This is a genomic window from Pseudonocardia sp. DSM 110487 (assembly GCF_019468565.1).
In the GTDB taxonomy this organism is placed as follows: domain Bacteria; phylum Actinomycetota; class Actinomycetes; order Mycobacteriales; family Pseudonocardiaceae; genus Pseudonocardia.
The window spans coordinates 6,293,849-6,310,865 of sequence record NZ_CP080521.1 but is presented as its reverse complement, the minus strand read 5'-3'; the positions used below and the strand labels follow the sequence as shown (position 1 = coordinate 6,310,865).

Genomic DNA, 17,017 nt, shown 5'->3' with positions numbered 1-17,017 from the left:
GCGGGGGCTAACCCAGCGCGGGGTGCAGGCGCAGGTCCAGCCCGGCAGGCGCGGCCGCCCGCGCCACCGGGTGCCCGGCCACCGGCAGCGTGCCGTCGAGGACCGCCTCGACGGCCGCGCCGGCGGCGTCGATGATCTCGGCGACCGGCACCGGCCTGCCCAGCTCGGCGGCAAGGGACGTGACGCCCGCGTCGGTGATGCCGCACGGCACGATCCGGTCGTAGGCGCCGAGGTCGGGCTCGCAGTTGAGGGCGAAGCCGTGCAGGGTGACCCCACCCTGCACGCGGACGCCGATGGCGGCGATCTTGCGCTCCGGTCGCCGGTCGTCGGCGGGCAGCCAGACACCGCTGCGCCCGTCCACGCGGCCCGCCCCGGGAACCCCAGCGTCGTGCACCACGCGGATGAGGGCCTCTTCGAGACGCCGCACGAAGTCGACGACGTCGAGCGGCTCGGCGAGCCCGACGATCGGGTAGCCCACGAGCTGGCCGGGGCCGTGCCAGGTGATCCGGCCGCCGCGGTCGACGTCCACCACCGGTGTGCCGTCGGTCGGCCGGTCCTCGGGCTGGGTGCGCTTGCCCGCCGTGTAGACCGACGGGTGCTCCAACAGCATCAGCACGTCGGGCCCGGTGCCGTCGCGGCGGGCGTCGGCGTTGGCGCGCTGCACATCCCACGCGGCGCGGTACTCGACGGTGCCGAGGCGGTCGATCCGCAGGGGCTCGGCGCTGCGGCGGCAGGAGCGGGTGACCATGCGGCTCACGCTACCCCCGCACTGGAGATGGCCGGCGCGCCGAACCAGGCGTGGAGGGCCTGCCGCAGGCCCGCGACGTGGTGCTCACCGGCCCATGCGACGTACCCGTCGGGACGGACGAGCAGGACGTCGGCGGGCGGCTCCGGGGTCGTGGCGGTCACGACGCCGACCCGGTCGGTCCACCCGCACGCCGCACCGATGAGCTCTGCCCGTCCGGTGAGGTCGAGCAGCACCGGGCGGGCGGCCCTGAGCAGCTCGGCCACGCGGGTCTCCCGGCCGTCGACGCGCAGCGGGAGGTCCTCCGCCCACCTGCCGGTGAGCGGGTGGGCCGGCCCCTCGAACCGTGCCGGGTAGCGCACGTCGGCGCCCGCCATGAGATCCGCGACGCGGCGGGTCGCCGTGGTGTCGTCCAGCAGCTCGGTGAGCAGCGACCGCAGGGCGGTGGTGTTCGGGCCGGGGGAGAGCAGCGCGGTCTGGGCACGGGTGTGCATGATCACGCGCTCGCCCGCGGGGCGGCGCTCGCTCTCGTAGGTGTCGAGCAGGCCTGCTGGCGCCCACCCGTGCACGGCGGCCGCGAGCTTCCAGCCGAGGTTCAGGACGTCCTGCATGCCCAGGTTGAGGCCGGGGCCGCCGACCGCGCTGTGCACGTGGGCGGCATCGCCGACCAGGAACACGCGGCCGGCCCGGTAGCTCTCGGCCTGCCGGGAGTTGACGCCCACCCGCCGCCGCAGGTCGTGCTGGCCTCCGCCCGGTGGCGGGATCAGCGGGAGCTCCGTGCCGAGCACCCGATGCAGGGCGGCGGCCAGTTCGTCGAGCGGGATGTCGTCGCTGTCCTCGACGCCGGTCTCGCCCCACTCGAACGCGCTCACGCGGTAGATACCCGGCTCGAACATCCCGTAGGCGAAGAGCCCGGTCTCGGTCCGCGTGAACGACGCAGGGGTCAGCCGCCCGATGCCAGGGACGTCCAGCTCGCCGGTCTCGGACGCGGCCACGGGAGCGGCGATACCGACGCGGCCCACCCGGGAGACGAACCCGTCGTCGGTGATCCCGGGGAACCCGATGCCGAGCTGCTTGCGGATGGCGCTCGTACCGCCGTCCGCGGCCACCAGGTATCGCGTGTCGAGCCGGTAGTGGCCCTCCGTGCCGAGCACGTCGACCGTCACGAGGTCCGCGGTCTGGCTGATCGCCGTCACCTCGTGCCCGCGCCGGATCCGGACGCCGAGCGCGGCGGCGCGGTCCGCGAGCAGCTGCTCCATCCGCCGCTGCTGGATCGGCAGGGCGTACAAGGAGTGCCCTGGGAGCGGGGTGAGATCCAGGGGGATCGCCCCGAACGGGAAATGGGGCACCGGACGCGGTGGCCCGTCGTGCCCGCTGAAGAGCTCGTACACGCCCCGCCGGTCGAGCGCCTCCACGACCCGGCCGACCAGTCCGTTGGCCTTGGGTCGCGTGCTCGGTTCGGGGAGGCGCTCCAGCACCACCGCGTCGACACCGGCGAGGGCGAGCTCGCCCGCCATCAGCAGGCCGTTCGGCCCGGAACCGACGATCACGACGTCGTACGACATGGCCCTCCTCAGGGCAGGACGGGTCGGCGTCCCGCGAGCGCGGCACGCTGGATCTGGAGGATGTAGATCTAGATCGGGCGCGGATCCGGCAGGCCGGCCGCGAACTGGCGCAGTGCGTCGTCGAGCAGGGACGCGAGCGCGACGGGCGGGTCGGCCCGCAGCCACTGCTCGCTGGCGACGTGGACGGCCGTCCCGACCGCCGCGGCGACGAGCCGCGGGTACATGTCGTGGTCGGGATCGGTGCCGGTCCGCTCCGCCACGCCCGCCGCGAGCTCGCGTTCGGCCGCGGCGGCGGCCTTCACGAACTCGCCGCGCAGTTCGGGCTGCGCCATGAGCAGCCGCACCCCGGCGGTCCATTCGGCCGGGGGCCCGGGTTCGGCGGGGTCGGGAGCGCCGAACACGGCTCGGACGGCGTCGGTGAGCGCCGTCCAGAGCGGATCGGTGGCTGGGCGGGTGCGCAACTGCTCGGCGACGTGCGCGAAGCGGTCGAGGTGCCGCCACACGATCGCCTCGTACTTGCTGGCGAAGTAGTTGTTGAACGTGCGCGGGGAGACGCCGGCCTCGGCGGCGATCTCGTCCACGGTGACGCCCGCGATGCCGCGCTCGACGGCAAGGCGCAGCGCGGCCCAGCTGAGGGCCGCACGGGTCTCCTGCTTCTTGCGTTCCCGCAGTCCGGCCATGGCACGAGGTTATCGAAAAACCTGCGTGCTGCGCAAGTTTTCGGGACGCGCAGTTTTACGGACGCTCGACCGCCGCCTGGAGCGCATCGCGGATCGTCAGGTGCCGGAAGGGGTAGCCGTGCTTCTGCAGCACGGCCGGCACGACGAACGGGCCGGTGAGGACGAGCTCCTCGGCGAGCTGCCCCAGTGCGGCGCGCAGCACGCTCCCGGGTACGACGAACGGCGCGGGGCGGTGCAGCACCTCGGCGAGTGCCGAGGTGAACTGGGCGTTCGTCGCGGTCTCCGGGCCCGCGAGATTCACCGCGCCCGCCACCTCGTCGCGCTCCAGCAGGAATCGCATCGCCCCGACCTCGTCGTCGAGGGAGATCCAGGGGAACGCCTGGCGGCCCGTGCCGATCCGGGCGCCGAGCATCAGCGAGAACAGCGGCCGCAGCCGCCCGAGCAGCCCTCCGTGTGGGGCGAGCACGCCTGCGGAGCGCATCAGCACCACGCGGGCACCGGCCTCGGCGGCGGGGGCCGTCGCGGCCTCCCAGTCGCGGCACACCTCGGCGAGGAACCCGCTTCCGGACGGAGCCGCCTCGTCCACGAGACGCGACCCGGTGTCGCCGTAGAAGTGCACGCCCGATGCGCTGAGCAGCGTCGGCACCCGGTACCGCGCGACCGCCGTCGCGAGCACCTCGGTGGGGACGTTGCGGCTGTCGCGCAGCAACTGCTTGCGCGCCCCGCTCCACGGCCGGTCGCCGATGCCCACGCCGCCCAGGTTGACCACGGCGTCGACACCGTCGAACGTGCCGTCGTCGATGCGGCCCGCAGGCGGGTCCCACCCGCGCTCGTCCGGAGCGGCGGGGGAGCGCCGGACGAGCCGCAGGACCTCGTGGCCCGCGTGCCGGAGGTCGGCGACGAGGGCGGTACCGATCAGGCCGGATGAGCCGGCGACTACGACACGCACGCCCGAGATCTTCGCGGAACCCGATCGGTCCCGCGACTCCGAGGTCGTGAGTGGATACGCGCGCTCAGGCACGCGTATCCACTCACGACCCGGGTCACAGGCCCAGGTCGGCCTCGAAGGCGCCTTCCTCGAGGCGGGCCTTGATCGCGCTCACGAACCGACCTGCGTCGGCACCGTCGACGATCCGGTGGTCGTAGGTGAGCGGCAGGTAGCAGACCGAGCGGATGGCGATGGCGTCGTCACCATCGGGGCCGGTCACGACCGTCGGCTGCTTGGTGATCTTGCCCGTGCCGAGGATGGCGACCTGCGGCTGGTTGATGATAGGCGTGTCGAACAGCGCGCCCGCACTGCCGATGTTGGTGATCGTGAACGTGCCACCGGACAGCTCGTCGGGGCCGATCTTGGCGTCGCGGGTGCGCTGCGCGACGTCCGCGATCTTGCGGGCCAGCCCGGCGATGTTGAGGTCCTCGGCGTTCTTGATCACCGGCACGAGCAGGCCGCGCGGGGTGTCCACCGCGATGGCCAGGTGCACGGCCCCGTGGTAGGCGACCTCCTTGGTCTCCTCGTTGATCGACGAGTTGATCTGCGGGAACGCCTTGAGCGCCTCGACCGTGGCCTTCGCGAAGAACGGCAGGAACGTCAGTTTGACGCCCTCGCGCCGCTCGAACTCGCCCTTGGCGCGGGCCCGCAGCGCCGCGATCCGCGTGACGTCGACCTCCTGCACCGTGGTGAGCTGCGCGGAGATCCGCAGCGAGTCGGTCATCCGCTGGGCGATGACCTGGCGCAGGCGCGGCAGCTTCACGGTGGTACCCGGCTCGGGAGCGCCCGCGGCGGGCTTCGGCACCTGCCGCGCGGGAGCGCCCGCGGGGGCCGCCTGCGCGGCCGGTGCCGGAGCGGACGGTTCCGGGGTGGGCGCGGCGGCCGGTTCCGGGGCGGGCTTCTTCGCCTCGGCCGCGGCCATCACGTCCTGCTTGCGGATGCGGCCTCCGACGCCGGAACCGGAGATCGTGGACAGGTCCACGTCGTGCTCGGCGGCGAGCTTGCGCACCAGTGGCGTGACGTAGGGCGCGCCTCCGTTGCCCTGCGCGGCGGGCTGCTCCGGCTCCTCGGCGGGGGCCTCGGCAGGTGCCGCGCCGTCGCCGGAGGGGCGCTCCTCGGCCCGAGGTGCCTGCGGCTCCGGCTCGCGGGCAGGGGCGGGCTCGGGAGCCGGAGCCGGAGCCGGGGCCTGCTGGCCGCCCGCAGCGGCGTCGCCGATGACGGCGAGCTGCGCGCCGACGTCGATGGTCTCGTCCTCGTTCGCCGTGATCTCCAACAGCGTGCCGGCCACGGGGGAGGGGATCTCGGTGTCGACCTTGTCGGTGGACACCTCGAGCAGCGGCTCGTCGACCTCGACGCGGTCGCCGACCTGCTTGAGCCACCGGGTGACGGTGCCCTCGGTGACGCTCTCGCCGAGTTCGGGCATCCGGACGGCCGTGCCCTCGCCGGCAGGCGCGGTGGCGGCTTGCGGCGCAGGCGCGGGCTCGTCCCGCTCGGACGGAGCGGCGGCGGGGGCGGGCTCCTCGTCCGCCTCGGCCACCTCCTCGGCCGGGGTCGCGTTCTCGGCAGGGGTCTCGACGTCGCCGCCGGAGTCGCCTGCGGGCGCCTCGTCGGCGTCGCCGATCACGGCGAGCTCGCCGCCGACCTCGACGGTCTCGTCCTCGCCCGCGACGATGCGCTGCAGGACGCCCGCTGCGGGCGATGGGATCTCGGTGTCGACCTTGTCGGTGGACACCTCGAGCAGCGGCTCGTCGACTTCGACCCGGTCGCCCTCCTGCTTGAGCCACCGGGTGACGGTGCCCTCGGTGACACTCTCACCGAGGGCGGGCATCTGGACGGAGAAGGCCATTTCGGGTCGGAGCTCCTCTTCCTGCGGTTCGGGGTTCGTGGGCCGGGTCAGCTGTGGCTGTGGAGCGGCTTTCCGGCGAGCGCGAGGTGCGCTTCCCCGAACGCCTCGTTCTGGGTGGGGTGGGCGTGCACGAGGGCCGCGACGTCCTCGGCCTGGGCGTCCCAGTTGTAGACGAGCTGCGCTTCGCCGATGAGCTCCCCGACGCGGGCGCCGATCATGTGGATCCCGACGACGGGGCCCGGCGTGCCCTCGCCTCCGGCCTTGACCAGCTTGATGGCGCCCTGCGTCTGCAGGATCTGGCTCTTGCCGTTGCCGGCCAGGTCGTAGACGAGCGTCTGGATGTCGCCGTGCTTCTCGCGGGCCTGCGCCTCGGTGAGTCCGACGGACGCGACCTCCGGCTCGCAGTAGGTGACGCGCGGGATCCCGGCCTCGTCGATCGGCGCCGGTGCGAGCCCCGCGATCTCCTCGGCCACGAAGATGCCCTGCTGGAAGCCGCGGTGGGCGAGCTGGAGGCCGGGGACGATGTCGCCGAGGGCGTACACGTTCCGGAGGTTGGTGCGCAGCCGCTCGTCGGCGAGCACGAAGCCGCGCTCCATGGCGATGCCGGCCTCCTCGTAGCCGTGGCCTGCGGTGTTCGGTCCGCGGCCGACGGCGACGAGCAGCAGGTCGGCCTCGATCTCCTCGCCGGACTCCAGCGAGACGGTGACCGAGTCGTCGGTCTGCTTGGCGCCGGTGAACTTCACGCCGGTCTTGAACGCGATCTTGCGACGGCGGAACGCGCGCTCGAGCTGCTTGGAGGCGAACTCGTCCTCGTTGGGGACGAGTCGGGGCAGCGCCTCGACGATGGTGACCTCTGCGCCGAAGCTACGGAACACCGACGCGAACTCGACGCCGATCACGCCGCCGCCGAGTACCACCACCCGGTTGGGCACCGACTCGAGGTGGATGGCCTCGTTGCTGGTGATGATCCGGCCGCCGATGTCGAGCCCGGGGAGCGACTTGGCGTAGCTGCCGGTGGCGAGCACCACGTTCCGGCCGACGTAACGATCATCACCCACCACGACGGTGTTCGGGCCCTCGAACCGCCCTGTGCCCTCCACGAGGTTGATCTTGCGGGACTTCACGAGCCCCTGCAGTCCCTTGTAGAGCTTGGCGACGACGCCGTCCTTGTAGCCGTTGACGCCTGCCATGTCGATGCCGGCGAGGGAGCTCTTGACGCCGATCTTGTCGCCATCGCGCGCGGCGTCGGCCACCTCGGCGGCGTGCAGCAGCGCCTTGGTGGGGATGCAGCCGTAGTGCAGGCAGGTGCCACCCAGCTTGTCGCGTTCCACCAGCACCACGGACATGCCCAGCTCGGCGGCGCGCAGCGCGGCGGCGTAGCCGCCCGAACCCCCGCCGAGAACGACCAGGTCCGCGTTGTGCTCGGGCACGTGAGTACTCCCTACCGATCGGCTGCCACGGGTGTGGACAGCGGCATGTCACGCCGCCGAAGCCATCTTGTCATCCACCGGTGCCGGGCGCGGCGCCTGGTGGTCCGGGAGCGAATCACCGGGCTCGTGCGTTGAGGCGTTCGGGAGGTGGGTCGGATGGGCCTGCTGGCAAGGCTGACGAACGGCCGGATCGGCACGCGCGGATCGTCCGCGGACGACGGGCTGGCGCACCTGCGCGCCTGGGCCACGTCGCACGAGGGCGTCGAGGGCTTCGTCGAGCCGCGCACCACCGTCACGGAGACCACGCTGCTGCTGGTCGACAAGGACGGCGCGTGGACGCGGCGGCGCGTGCCCGCCCCGGCGGCGGCGCGGAAGTTCGCCCGTTCGCTCGCGATGCCGATCTACGACGTGCAGCTGGTCGGCTACCCGCAGCGGATGCGCGACCACGACGCCCGCCAACGCATCCTCCGCAAGCGAGCCGGCCAGGCCGACCTCGAGTCCTGAGCCGCGAGTCCGGCGAACGGACGGTTCGGTGGCGTTTCCCTGCATGGCCTTCGGTGGCGCCGCGCATCGTGCGGGGCCGCTCCTCACGCCTCAAGGGCGCCTCCGGCGTCGCTGCGCGATCGCTTCGCGACCCTTGACCCGTGAGCCTCTGCGACCCCTCCGGGCAAACCACGCGGGCAGGCCCAAGGGCCTGCCCGGAGGGCGCGCGGCGCCACCGAAGGCGGCTCCGCGGCCATGATCTAGGCGTCGGCGCGAAAACGGCCAAATACGGCCGGCAATGCACCCAACCGATGATCATGGGCACCGACCGGCCCGCATCAACCACGAAGATCACCAGATGGGTGCGTCCACGGCCGTATGTGGCCGGCCAAGCACCGGTCCGATGATCATGCCGACGATGAGGCCGCCGCGCACTCGCCGGGGTGGGGTCAGCCGTTCCGCGCGATGTCGGTCAGCAGCGCGTGGAGGGTGCGGACGGGCACCCCGGTGCCGCCCTTGGTCACGTAGCCGTACGGCCCGCCGGTGTGGAAGCTCGGGCCTGCGATGTCGATGTGGGCCCACGCCACGCCGTCGGGCACGAACTCGCGCAGGAACGTGCCGGCGACGAGCATCCCGCCCCAGCGGCTGCCGGTGACGTTCGCGATGTCGGCGACGCGGGAGTCCAGCTCGCCGCGCATGTGCTCGGGAAGCGGCATGGCCCAGCCGTCCTCGCCGGTGGCGCGGGCGTGGGCGGCCACGCGGTCGCGGAAGTCGTCGCTGCCCATCACGCCGGCCGTGCGCATCCCGAGCGCCACCTGCTGGGCACCGGTGAGCGTGGACGTCTCCACCAGGTAGTCGGGCTCGTCCTCGGCGGCGCGGACGATCGCGTCGGCGAGCACGAGCCGGCCTTCGGCGTCGGTGTTGAGCACCTCGACGGTCTTCCCGCCGTACATCCGCAGCACGTCGCCGGGCCGGTAGGCGGTGGCGCTGGGCATGTTCTCCGCCATCGGCACGGTGGCGGTGACGGCCACCGGCAGCTGCAGCCGCGCCGCGAGCACCGTGGTGGCGATCACGGCCGCCGCGCCGCTCATGTCCGAGGTCATGTGGTCCATGTTCGCGGCCGGCTTGATCGAGATGCCGCCGGTGTCGAAGGTGATGCCCTTGCCGATCAGCGCGACCTTCGCACGGGGCTCGGACCCGCCCGCGTACCGCAGCCGCACCAGCCGCGGCTTGCGGGACGACCCGCTGCCCACGCCCAGCACACCGCCGTAGCCGCCCGCTGCGAGGGCCTCGTCGTCGAGCACTTCGACCTCGACGCCCGCTGCCTCGGCGAGCTCCTTGGCGCGGGCGGCGAACGTCTCGGGGTAGAGGTCATTGGGCGGGGTGTTGACGAGGTCGCGGGCGGTGCGCACGGCGGTGGCCACCGCGGTGGCGGTGCGCAGGACGTCCTCCTGCCCGCCGTCGGCGAGCAGGCCGACGCTGCCGACGGGCGCGCGGCCACCCCCGTTCGAGCGGTACGCGGTGAACGTGTACGCGCCGAGCAGCGTGCCCTCCGCCGCCGCGCCGAGGTCGAGCCGCCCGAGCGTGCTCACGGCGTGCTCGGTGCCGGCGAGCGCGCGTGCCGCGGACCCAGAGGCCCGCCGCACCTGCTCGGCGTACGGTTCGCCGCCCTCGTCGGGGGCGCCGAGCCCGACCGCGACCAGCAGCGGCGCGGTGATCGCCCCGCGGGTGGGCAGCTTCACCACCTCGTCGGCCTTGCCGGTGGCGCCGAGCACGGCGAGCAGGCCGATGAGCTCTGCCTCGCCGCCGAACGCTTCGGCGATCTCCGTCGCCCCTGTGGCGAGGCGCGGGCGATCTTCCCCGTCGGCCGCGGGCAGGAGGCCGATGACCACGGCATCGGCGTCGGCGGTGGCGGGCGATCCGTCCGCGAGGTGCAGCTCGGTGGACACGCGTTGGTCCTCTCGGGAGATGGGTGGCGAGACCGGTTCGAGATGCTAATGACACCCACGTGCCGTCGGACCCGGCAGGTTCGGGTGCAAGGGTGGGCGCCGTGTCCTCGAGCGTGCAGCGCCGACTGGGTACGGCCGACGCCACGGTGCTCGGGCTGGCCGCGATGCTCGGCACCGGTGTGTTCGCGGTCTGGGCGCCGGCCGCGGCCGCCGCGGGGCCGTTGCTGCTGCTCGCCGTCCTGCTCGCGGCGATCGTCGCCGTGTGCAACGCGGCTTCCGCCGCCGACCTCGCCGCCGCCCGCCCGGTGAGCGGTGGCGGGTACGTCCACGGCCGGGAGCTGCTCGGTCCGGGCGCGGGGCGGCTCGCCGGCGTGGCGTTCCTGGTCGGGAGGACGTCCTCGGCGGCCGCGGCAGCCGGGGTGTTCGGCAGTTACGTCCTGCCCTCGCGGCCGTTGCCGGCGGCGGTGCTGGTGATCGTCGCCGTCACCGTGCTGAGCATCTCAGGTGTGCGGTGGACGGCCCGAGGGGCATACGCGCTGGTCGGAGGCATTCTGGCCGTGCTAGTGGTCGTCGTGGTGATCGGGCTGCTCGGACCGGACCCCGCCGCAGTCAGCACGCTGGCCACACCGGACGCGGAGGCGGTTCCCGGTCCCGGGGGCGGCCTCGGCGTGCTCACCGCGGCCGCGTTCGTCTTCTTCGCGTTCGACGGGTACGCGCGGATCGCGGCGCTCGGCGAGGAGATGCGCGATCCCCGGCGCACCGTCCGGCAGGCCATAGCGCTGGCGCTGGGCATCACGCTGCTGACCTACCTGCTCGTGGCCGCGGCCCTGATGGTCGGGCTCGGCACGGACCGCCTCGCCACCGAGGCCACCCCGCTCGTCACGGTGGTCGACGCGGGGGAGACGAGCGCGCTCGGCGTGCTCGTCCGGGCAGGGGCGGCGGTGGCGGCGGGCGCCGCGCTGCTGTCCGTGCTGGTCGGGGCGAGCCGCACCGCGCTGACCATGGCCAGGCACCGGGAGCTGCCGGGCGGTCTCGCCGCGATCTCGTCGCGCGGCATCCCGTGGCGCGCCGACGTCGCCGGTGGCGTCGTCGCGATCGGCATCGCGGCGCTGGCCGGCCCGGTGGCGGCGATCGCGCTCGCGGCCTGCGCGGTGCTCGTCCACCACGCCGTGATCAACGTCGCAGCGCTCCGGCTGCCGCCTGCGGAGCGCAGCTGGTCACGCGTCCCGGCGGTGCTCGGCGTGGTGCTGTGCGTCGTGTTCGCCGCGCTGCTGCCCACCCGGCAGGTGGTGATCACGGTCGTCGCGCTCGCCGTCGGGTGGACGCTGTGCACGCTGCTCGGTCGTGGGCGTACCCCCGAGTCCGGGTAGGTTCGCCGCGTGGCCGACCTCCTCACCAGCCCGCTGCACGACCGGCACACCGCGCTCGGCGCCACACTCGGCGCGTTCGGGGGCTGGTCGATGCCCCTCGCCTACCCGGCGGGCACGGTGGCCGAGCACACCGGCGTGCGAGAGGCCGTCGGCGTGTTCGACGTGAGCCACCTCGGCAAGCTCGCGATCACCGGACCGGGCGCAGCGGAGTTCGTGAACCGCTGCTTCACAGCCGACCTCGGGAAGATCGGGCCGGATAAGGCGCAGTACACGCTGTGCTGCACCGAGTCCGGCGGCGTCGTCGACGACATCATCGTCTACCTCGTCGGGCCCGACGAGGTACTGGCAGTGCCGAACGCCGCCAACGCGGCCCGCGTCGCCGAGCTCCTGCGGGCGGCAGCGCCGGACGGGGTGAGCATCACCGACCGGCACCGCGACCTCGCCGTGCTCGCCGTGCAGGGGCCGAGGGCCGCCGAGGCGCTCGTCACCGTGCTGCCGGGGGCGGCCGACCTCGCGGGCATGGACTACATGGCGTTCGCCGATGTCGCCGGGGTGCGCGTCTGCCGTACCGGCTACACCGGCGAGCGCGGCTACGAGCTGCTGGTGCCCGCCGACGACGCCCTGCGCGTCTGGGACGCCCTGCTCGCCGCGGCCGAGCCGCTCGGCGGTGGCCCGGCGGGCCTCGGCGCCCGTGACACCCTGCGCACCGAGATGGGCTACCCGCTGCACGGCCAGGACCTCTCGGAGGACATAACCCCCGTGCAGGCGGGCAGCGGGTGGGCCGTCGGCTGGTCCAAGCCGGAGTTCTGGGGCCGCAAGGCGCTGCTCGCCGAGAAGGAGGCCGGGCCGTCGCGGCGGCTGCGTGGGTTGCGGGCCACCGGGCGCGGCGTCCCGCGCGCCGGCATGGCGGTGCTCGCGGATGGGAAGCGGGTCGGCGTCACGACCTCCGGCACGTTCTCCCCGACTCTGAAGACCGGCATCGCGCTGGCCCTCGTCGACACGGCCTCCGGCGTCGGTCTCGACGACCAGGTGACCGTCGACGTCCGCGGCCGTGCCCTCGAATGCACGGTGGCGAAGCCGCCGTTCGTCCCCTCGCACGTGCGGTAGTTCCCACGATGGTCGGACGTCCGACCGTTGTGCCGCCTAGTACCGTCTCCGGTATGAGCGTGCCGTTCTCCCGCACCCCTCACCGGTCACCGGTCCCGACGGCCCGGCGGGCGGAGATGGTGGCCGACCCCGGGTTCGGCCGGTACTTCACCGACCACATGGTCACGATCCGGTGGACCGCCGGAATGGGCTGGCACGACGCGGCGGTGGTGCCGTACGGGCCGCTCAGCTTCGACCCGGCCACGATGGTGCTGCACTACGGGCAGGAGATCTTCGAGGGGCTCAAGGCCTACCGGCAGCCGGACGGCTCCATCGCGAGCTTCCGCCCGCAGGCCAACGCGGCCCGCTTCCGGGCGTCCGCGGCGCGGATGGCGATGGCCGAGCTGCCCGACGAGCTGTTCCTCGCCTCGCTGGAGGAGCTCGTGAGCGTCGACCGGGAGTGGGTTCCGCCCGCAGGCGGCGAGGAGTCGCTCTACCTGCGCCCGTTCATGATTGCCACCGAGGTCGGGCTGGGCGTGCGCCCGGCCGCGGAGTACCTGTACGCCCTGATCGCCTCGCCGGCCGGCCCGTACTTCCCCGGCGGAGTCGAGCCGGTCGACGTGTGGCTGTCCACCGACTACACCCGTGCGGCCCTCGGCGGAACCGGTACCGCGAAGGCGGGCGGCAACTACGCCGCCTCGCTCCTGCCACAGGCGCAGGGCACCCAGCACGGCTGCGCCCAGGTCGCCTACCTCGACGCCGAGGAGCGGCGCTGGATCGACGAGATGGGCTCCAACAACCTCTTCTTCGTCTTCGGCAGCGGCGATCACGTCGAGGTGGTCACGCCGGCGCTCACCGGGAGCATCCTCGCCGGCATCACCCGCGACTCGCTGCTCGTGCTCGCCAAGGAGCTGGGCTGCCAGGTCACCGAGCGCCGGGTCTCGGGCCAGGAGTGGCTCGAGGGCGCCGCCGACGGGCGGATCAGCGAGGTCTTCGGCTGCGGCACCGCCGCGGTGATCACGCCGATCGGGCGCGTCAAGCACAACGAGGGCGAGGTCGTCATCGGCGGCGGACAGCCCGGCCCGATCACCCTGAAGCTGCGCAGGCTCCTCACCGACATCCAGCGCGGGGCGGCCGCCGACACGCACAGCTGGATGCGCACCCTGGTCCCGGCTTAGCCGGCCCTCGCCCCCGGACCGGTGTGCAGGGCCGAGACGGGCCCAGCCCGGGTGGCAAGGGCATACGCACCCGCCGAGATCGCATCCAGCGCTGTTCGATGTTCTCCGAACCGCGCTGGACGCCATCTCGACCCCCGGGCCGGGCGCACAGCGCCGGTGTGCGGCTCTGTGAGACCACCAGGTCCGGGAAGAACTCTTCCTTCAGCGTGGCGGGCCCAGCTGCGACCGTCCTCCCGACACGAGACGTGCCGGGCAGGGGTGCCTGCCCGGCCTCCCGAAGGAGGAGCGCAATGGCCCGCATCGGTGTTCAGTCGGAGGAACTGCGGCAGCAGGCGACCACGGTCAAGGCAGGCGCCGCCGAGGTCAACGACATCCTCGGCCGGCTGACCGGCCAGATCCAGGCGCTCGCCTCCACCTGGGAGGGCGCGGCGTCGGCGGCGTTCCAGACCCGCTGGCAGGAGTGGCAGGCCGGCGCCACCCAGGTGCAGCAGGCGATGGACTCCATGGGGATCTTCCTCGACGAGGCCGCGCGCACGTACGAGGAAACCGAAGAGGCCCTCCGCGCCGCAGCCGGCCGCTGAGCCAGGTCCGGAGCCGACCATGGCTGCGAATTTCGCCAAACGCCCCATGCACGCCGACGCCGCGACCCATACTTGCGCCGGCGCAGCGACCGTGCACGACGCAACCAGCCCGGAGACGCCATGAACCCGCAGGCCCCAGCGGTAACCCCGGTGCCAGGCGACCCCGAAGCGGCGCGGCGCCTCTCCGCCCTGTTCGGGACGGTGGAGGGCCGCGCGCAGGAGATCGCCTCGCGGCTGCGCTCGATCGAGTCCGGGGTCGGCCCGCAGATGTGGGCCGGCCAGGCCGCAGACGGCTTCTCCACGCTGCTCGCCGAGACCGGCCCGGACCTGACCACGCTCGCCGCCTCCTACGGGAAGGCGAGCCAGGCCCTCGCGACCTACGCCACCGAGCTCGCCGCCGCACAGGACGCCGCACGCGCCGCGCAGGCCGAGGCGACCACCGCCACCGAGGCGCGCGACCGGGCCTCCACCGACCAGACCGCCGCGCGCTCCGACGCCGACCGGCACGCCGTCGAAGCGGCCGACGCCCAAGCGCGCATGGACGCCGTCGGAGCACAGGCCGCCGAACAACGCCGCACCGACGCCGTCGGGCGCGAGAACGCCGCCCGAGGCGCCGCCGACCAGGCCGAACAGGCACTGCGCGCCGCGCAGCAAAAGGCCGACGAGGCAGCCGGCCGGCGGGACGCGGCCGCAGCCAAGTGCATCCGCGAGCTCCAGGACGCCAGCCGCGCCGGGATCGAAACCCGCAATATCGCACAGCCTGTCGCCGCCGGCGGCCCGTTGCAGATCATGACCATCGCGACAACTCTCGATCCGTCGACCGCGGCGGCTGATGCCGAGCTGCTGCGCGCCGGGGTGGCCGATCCCAAGGTCGCGGACGCGATGGTCGATCGGGCGACCGCGAGACTGCAGGAGATCGCCGCGCAGGTGGAGGCGGGGCAGCCGATGACCGTGCAGCAGCAGGAGTACGTCCGACAGTCCGTCGAGACGGCCGGGCCGGGCACGATCGCGGCGTTGGCCGTGCTGGTCCCCTTCGGGATCAAGGACGGGGCGAAACGAGCGCGGACGGCGGTGGCGACCACCCTGAGTGCGTACACCGACCCGAACCGGCGTGAGGTCAACGACGACGACACGCCCATGCCCGAGGCGCTGCGGATCCTGCTCGAGGACCCGTTCGCCCCGCTGTACGACCTGCCGGCCACGGGGCCGTCCCAAGCCTTGTCCGACCGCGTGGCTCAGTACGAGGCCATGAGCCAGTTGCTGGAGGAGTCCGCGGTGCCGGTAGGTACCGCCTTCGGGGAGGCCGCTGGCAGGCGGGCCCTGGAAATCTCGCAGGCAGCGGTCGAGCTGCGGAACGCCTCATCCGTGTACGCGTACGGCAACGATCCCGTCGTGATGGGGGCGATCGAGAATGCCGCACGCAACGCCGCGGACGTGATGACTGCCGTGTCGCGCAACCTGGACGCTGCCCAAGGGCTTGTCGAGGACCCCAACTTCCGCCGCGGGCTGCTGCTGACCCAGCACATCGACGAGACGGGGGCTGTCGCGTTGCTGGACCGGGCCACTGCTCGGATCGCGCCCACAAGGGTCGACGCTGATCAGAACGCCAAGATCGCCCACGACCTGTTCCTCGACCTGGCCCAGGATCCCTACGGGTGGCGTGAGGGGATCGCCAAGGGCAGCAAGATCAGCCACGAGATCGCGCTGACCGCCGCCGAGCACGTCGACGCGTTCATCAGGTATGCCGGGGGCTCGGCGGTGCGTCCGTCCGATGAGATCGACGGCCAGTTCCTGTCGAAGCTCGAGCTCGGCCCGCGTGATGCCGCGGATCTGCTCACTTTCGTCGCGGCCGGGCGCAGGCCGGGTGAGCCGGACGAGGATCTGATCGCTCTGCACGCTGCCGCCCAGGCCTACACCCGCCATCACGTCATGCAGGCCATCGAGGATGGGGCGGACCCGTCGACCGCGCTGACCGAAGCGGGCACCATCGCAAAGGCGGTCAACACCGCGGATTTCCGCTCGGCTGTACAGGCATACGAATCCGAGGATGCCGCCTGGTCGGCCGTCTACGACAATGCTTCCAACGTCGCTGGCATCCCACTCGGCCGGGCTGTGGAGTTCGCGGCGGGGGCGGCTCCTGGCTGGGTCGGCGACGCGTTGTCGGCCGTGGTCGACAACGCGGTGGCAGGGTTCCAGCCCGCAGCAACGGCCGGCTCCGAGGGCCAAAGCGCGCTGGAAGCCATCGAGGGACGTCAGAGGCTCGACATCAACCACCTGATCGTCAGCGCCTACCAGGAGGCCGGTGCCCTCCCAGCAGACACGCCCAATCTCGACGCGATCACCGACCACACCGGACAGGTGTCGGCCCTCGACTCCTTCCGTGGCGACCAGTCTGACCCCGACGTGATCGAGGATGAGCCCGGCTCCCAAACGGCTCTTGACGAGATCGCTCGTCACGGCCCGGCAGGCGGAAATCCAAAGGATTGGCAAGACGCTCTGGACGAGTACCGGGAAGCGGCCAGACTGGGATATGTCGCCGTCGACCACGCCAACCCCGCGCCGCGCGCCCCACTGGATTCGGCGGTGGTCGACAGCGCCCGCCACAGTGACCGATATGGGCAAGCGATTCCATGGCCGCTCGCAGTCCGATGACCTTCCAGTCCGGCACCATCAATTCCGGTCAAATGGAGAAGGCCTCGAAAATGTGGTCCCATTGGAGTGTTATACGGTTCGTGGCCGTCGTCCTAGTCGCCACGATTGCATTGGCAGGATGCTTCGGTCCTCCCGCGCAGGTGCCCGACCCTGGGGAGCCCGGCATTTCCTTGGACTCCCCGACCGGCGGCTCCCGGGTCGACTTCCCCGTCGACCGCTTCGACCTCTGTTCCCCGTTCACTCACTCCCTTTTCCAGAAGTGGGCGCCGGTCACGCGGGCTCCGGCAGAGCGCGGCCCGGGATCGTGCCGGTGGCGCGGCGATGGCGTCTTCGCGACGATCATCGACGAGACCGGGGCGACCCTCGCTGAAATCAGTCACGATCCCCGGTATCGACCGGGCTACACAGGACTTGAAGGTAATCGCTACTGGGTCACCGCCACACCGACATCGCCGCCGTACAAC

The 17,017-nt window shown here is 72.8% G+C and carries 13 protein-coding genes; 6 read left to right on the top strand and 7 right to left on the bottom strand.

Annotated elements, in window-relative coordinates:
• Nucleotides 1–7 precede the first annotated feature (7 nt).
• The 6 genes from lipB to lpdA form a co-directional block, all read right to left on the bottom strand.
• Nucleotides 8–748, bottom strand: a complete 741-nt coding sequence (lipB, locus tag K1T35_RS29405) for a lipoyl(octanoyl) transferase LipB (protein ID WP_220255043.1) — start codon at nucleotides 746–748, stop codon at nucleotides 8–10.
• Nucleotides 749–753: 5 nt separating this feature from the next.
• Nucleotides 754–2,310: an FAD-dependent monooxygenase gene (locus tag K1T35_RS29400; RefSeq protein WP_220255042.1), complete on the bottom strand. Its 1,557-nt coding sequence runs from the start codon at nucleotides 2,308–2,310 to the stop codon at nucleotides 754–756.
• Between the two features lie 68 nt (nucleotides 2,311–2,378).
• Nucleotides 2,379–2,990, bottom strand: coding sequence for a TetR/AcrR family transcriptional regulator (locus K1T35_RS29395; RefSeq protein ID WP_220255041.1), 612 nt, complete (start codon nucleotides 2,988–2,990; stop codon nucleotides 2,379–2,381).
• A gap of 55 nt (nucleotides 2,991–3,045) precedes the next feature.
• Nucleotides 3,046–3,939, bottom strand: coding sequence for a TIGR01777 family oxidoreductase (locus K1T35_RS29390; protein ID WP_220255040.1), 894 nt, complete (start codon nucleotides 3,937–3,939; stop codon nucleotides 3,046–3,048).
• A 94-nt stretch (nucleotides 3,940–4,033) separates the two neighbouring features.
• Entirely contained in the window at nucleotides 4,034–5,824 is a 1,791-nt protein-coding gene (gene sucB / locus K1T35_RS29385; protein WP_220255039.1) for a 2-oxoglutarate dehydrogenase, E2 component, dihydrolipoamide succinyltransferase, read from the bottom strand.
• A 47-nt stretch (nucleotides 5,825–5,871) separates the two neighbouring features.
• Complete coding sequence (gene lpdA, locus K1T35_RS29380; protein WP_220255038.1) at nucleotides 5,872–7,254, bottom strand: dihydrolipoyl dehydrogenase; 1,383 nt, start codon at nucleotides 7,252–7,254, stop codon at nucleotides 5,872–5,874.
• 156 nt (nucleotides 7,255–7,410) lie between these two features.
• Here lpdA and K1T35_RS29375 point away from each other — a divergent pair, with 156 nt between their 5' ends.
• Entirely contained in the window at nucleotides 7,411–7,758 is a 348-nt protein-coding gene (locus tag K1T35_RS29375; RefSeq protein ID WP_220255037.1) for an oxidoreductase, read from the top strand.
• A 428-nt stretch (nucleotides 7,759–8,186) separates the two neighbouring features.
• Here K1T35_RS29375 and K1T35_RS29370 read toward each other — a convergent pair whose 3' ends face one another.
• Nucleotides 8,187–9,686 carry a leucyl aminopeptidase gene (locus tag K1T35_RS29370; RefSeq protein ID WP_220255036.1) on the bottom strand — a complete coding sequence of 500 codons (1,500 nt, stop codon included), beginning with the start codon at nucleotides 9,684–9,686 and terminating at the stop codon, nucleotides 8,187–8,189.
• A 101-nt stretch (nucleotides 9,687–9,787) separates the two neighbouring features.
• Between K1T35_RS29370 and K1T35_RS29365 the strand changes: the two genes are divergently transcribed.
• The 5 genes from K1T35_RS29365 (at nucleotide 9,788) to K1T35_RS29345 (ending at nucleotide 16,553) form a co-directional block, all read left to right on the top strand.
• Nucleotides 9,788–11,056, top strand: a complete 1,269-nt coding sequence (locus tag K1T35_RS29365) for an APC family permease (protein WP_220255035.1) — start codon at nucleotides 9,788–9,790, stop codon at nucleotides 11,054–11,056.
• 9 nt (nucleotides 11,057–11,065) lie between these two features.
• A complete protein-coding gene (gene gcvT, locus K1T35_RS29360; RefSeq protein WP_220255034.1) occupies nucleotides 11,066–12,163 on the top strand; it encodes a glycine cleavage system aminomethyltransferase GcvT in 1,098 nt (365 codons plus the stop codon).
• A 53-nt stretch (nucleotides 12,164–12,216) separates the two neighbouring features.
• Complete coding sequence (locus K1T35_RS29355; protein WP_220255032.1) at nucleotides 12,217–13,320, top strand: branched-chain amino acid aminotransferase; 1,104 nt, start codon at nucleotides 12,217–12,219, stop codon at nucleotides 13,318–13,320.
• 290 nt (nucleotides 13,321–13,610) lie between these two features.
• The gene (locus tag K1T35_RS29350) at nucleotides 13,611–13,901 is read left to right on the top strand and encodes a WXG100 family type VII secretion target (RefSeq protein ID WP_220255031.1); all 291 of its coding nucleotides are present in this window, start codon (nucleotides 13,611–13,613) and stop codon (nucleotides 13,899–13,901) included.
• A 120-nt stretch (nucleotides 13,902–14,021) separates the two neighbouring features.
• Nucleotides 14,022–16,553, top strand: a complete 2,532-nt coding sequence (locus K1T35_RS29345; RefSeq protein ID WP_220255030.1) for a hypothetical protein — start codon at nucleotides 14,022–14,024, stop codon at nucleotides 16,551–16,553.
• The last annotated feature ends 464 nt before the right edge of the window (nucleotides 16,554–17,017 follow it).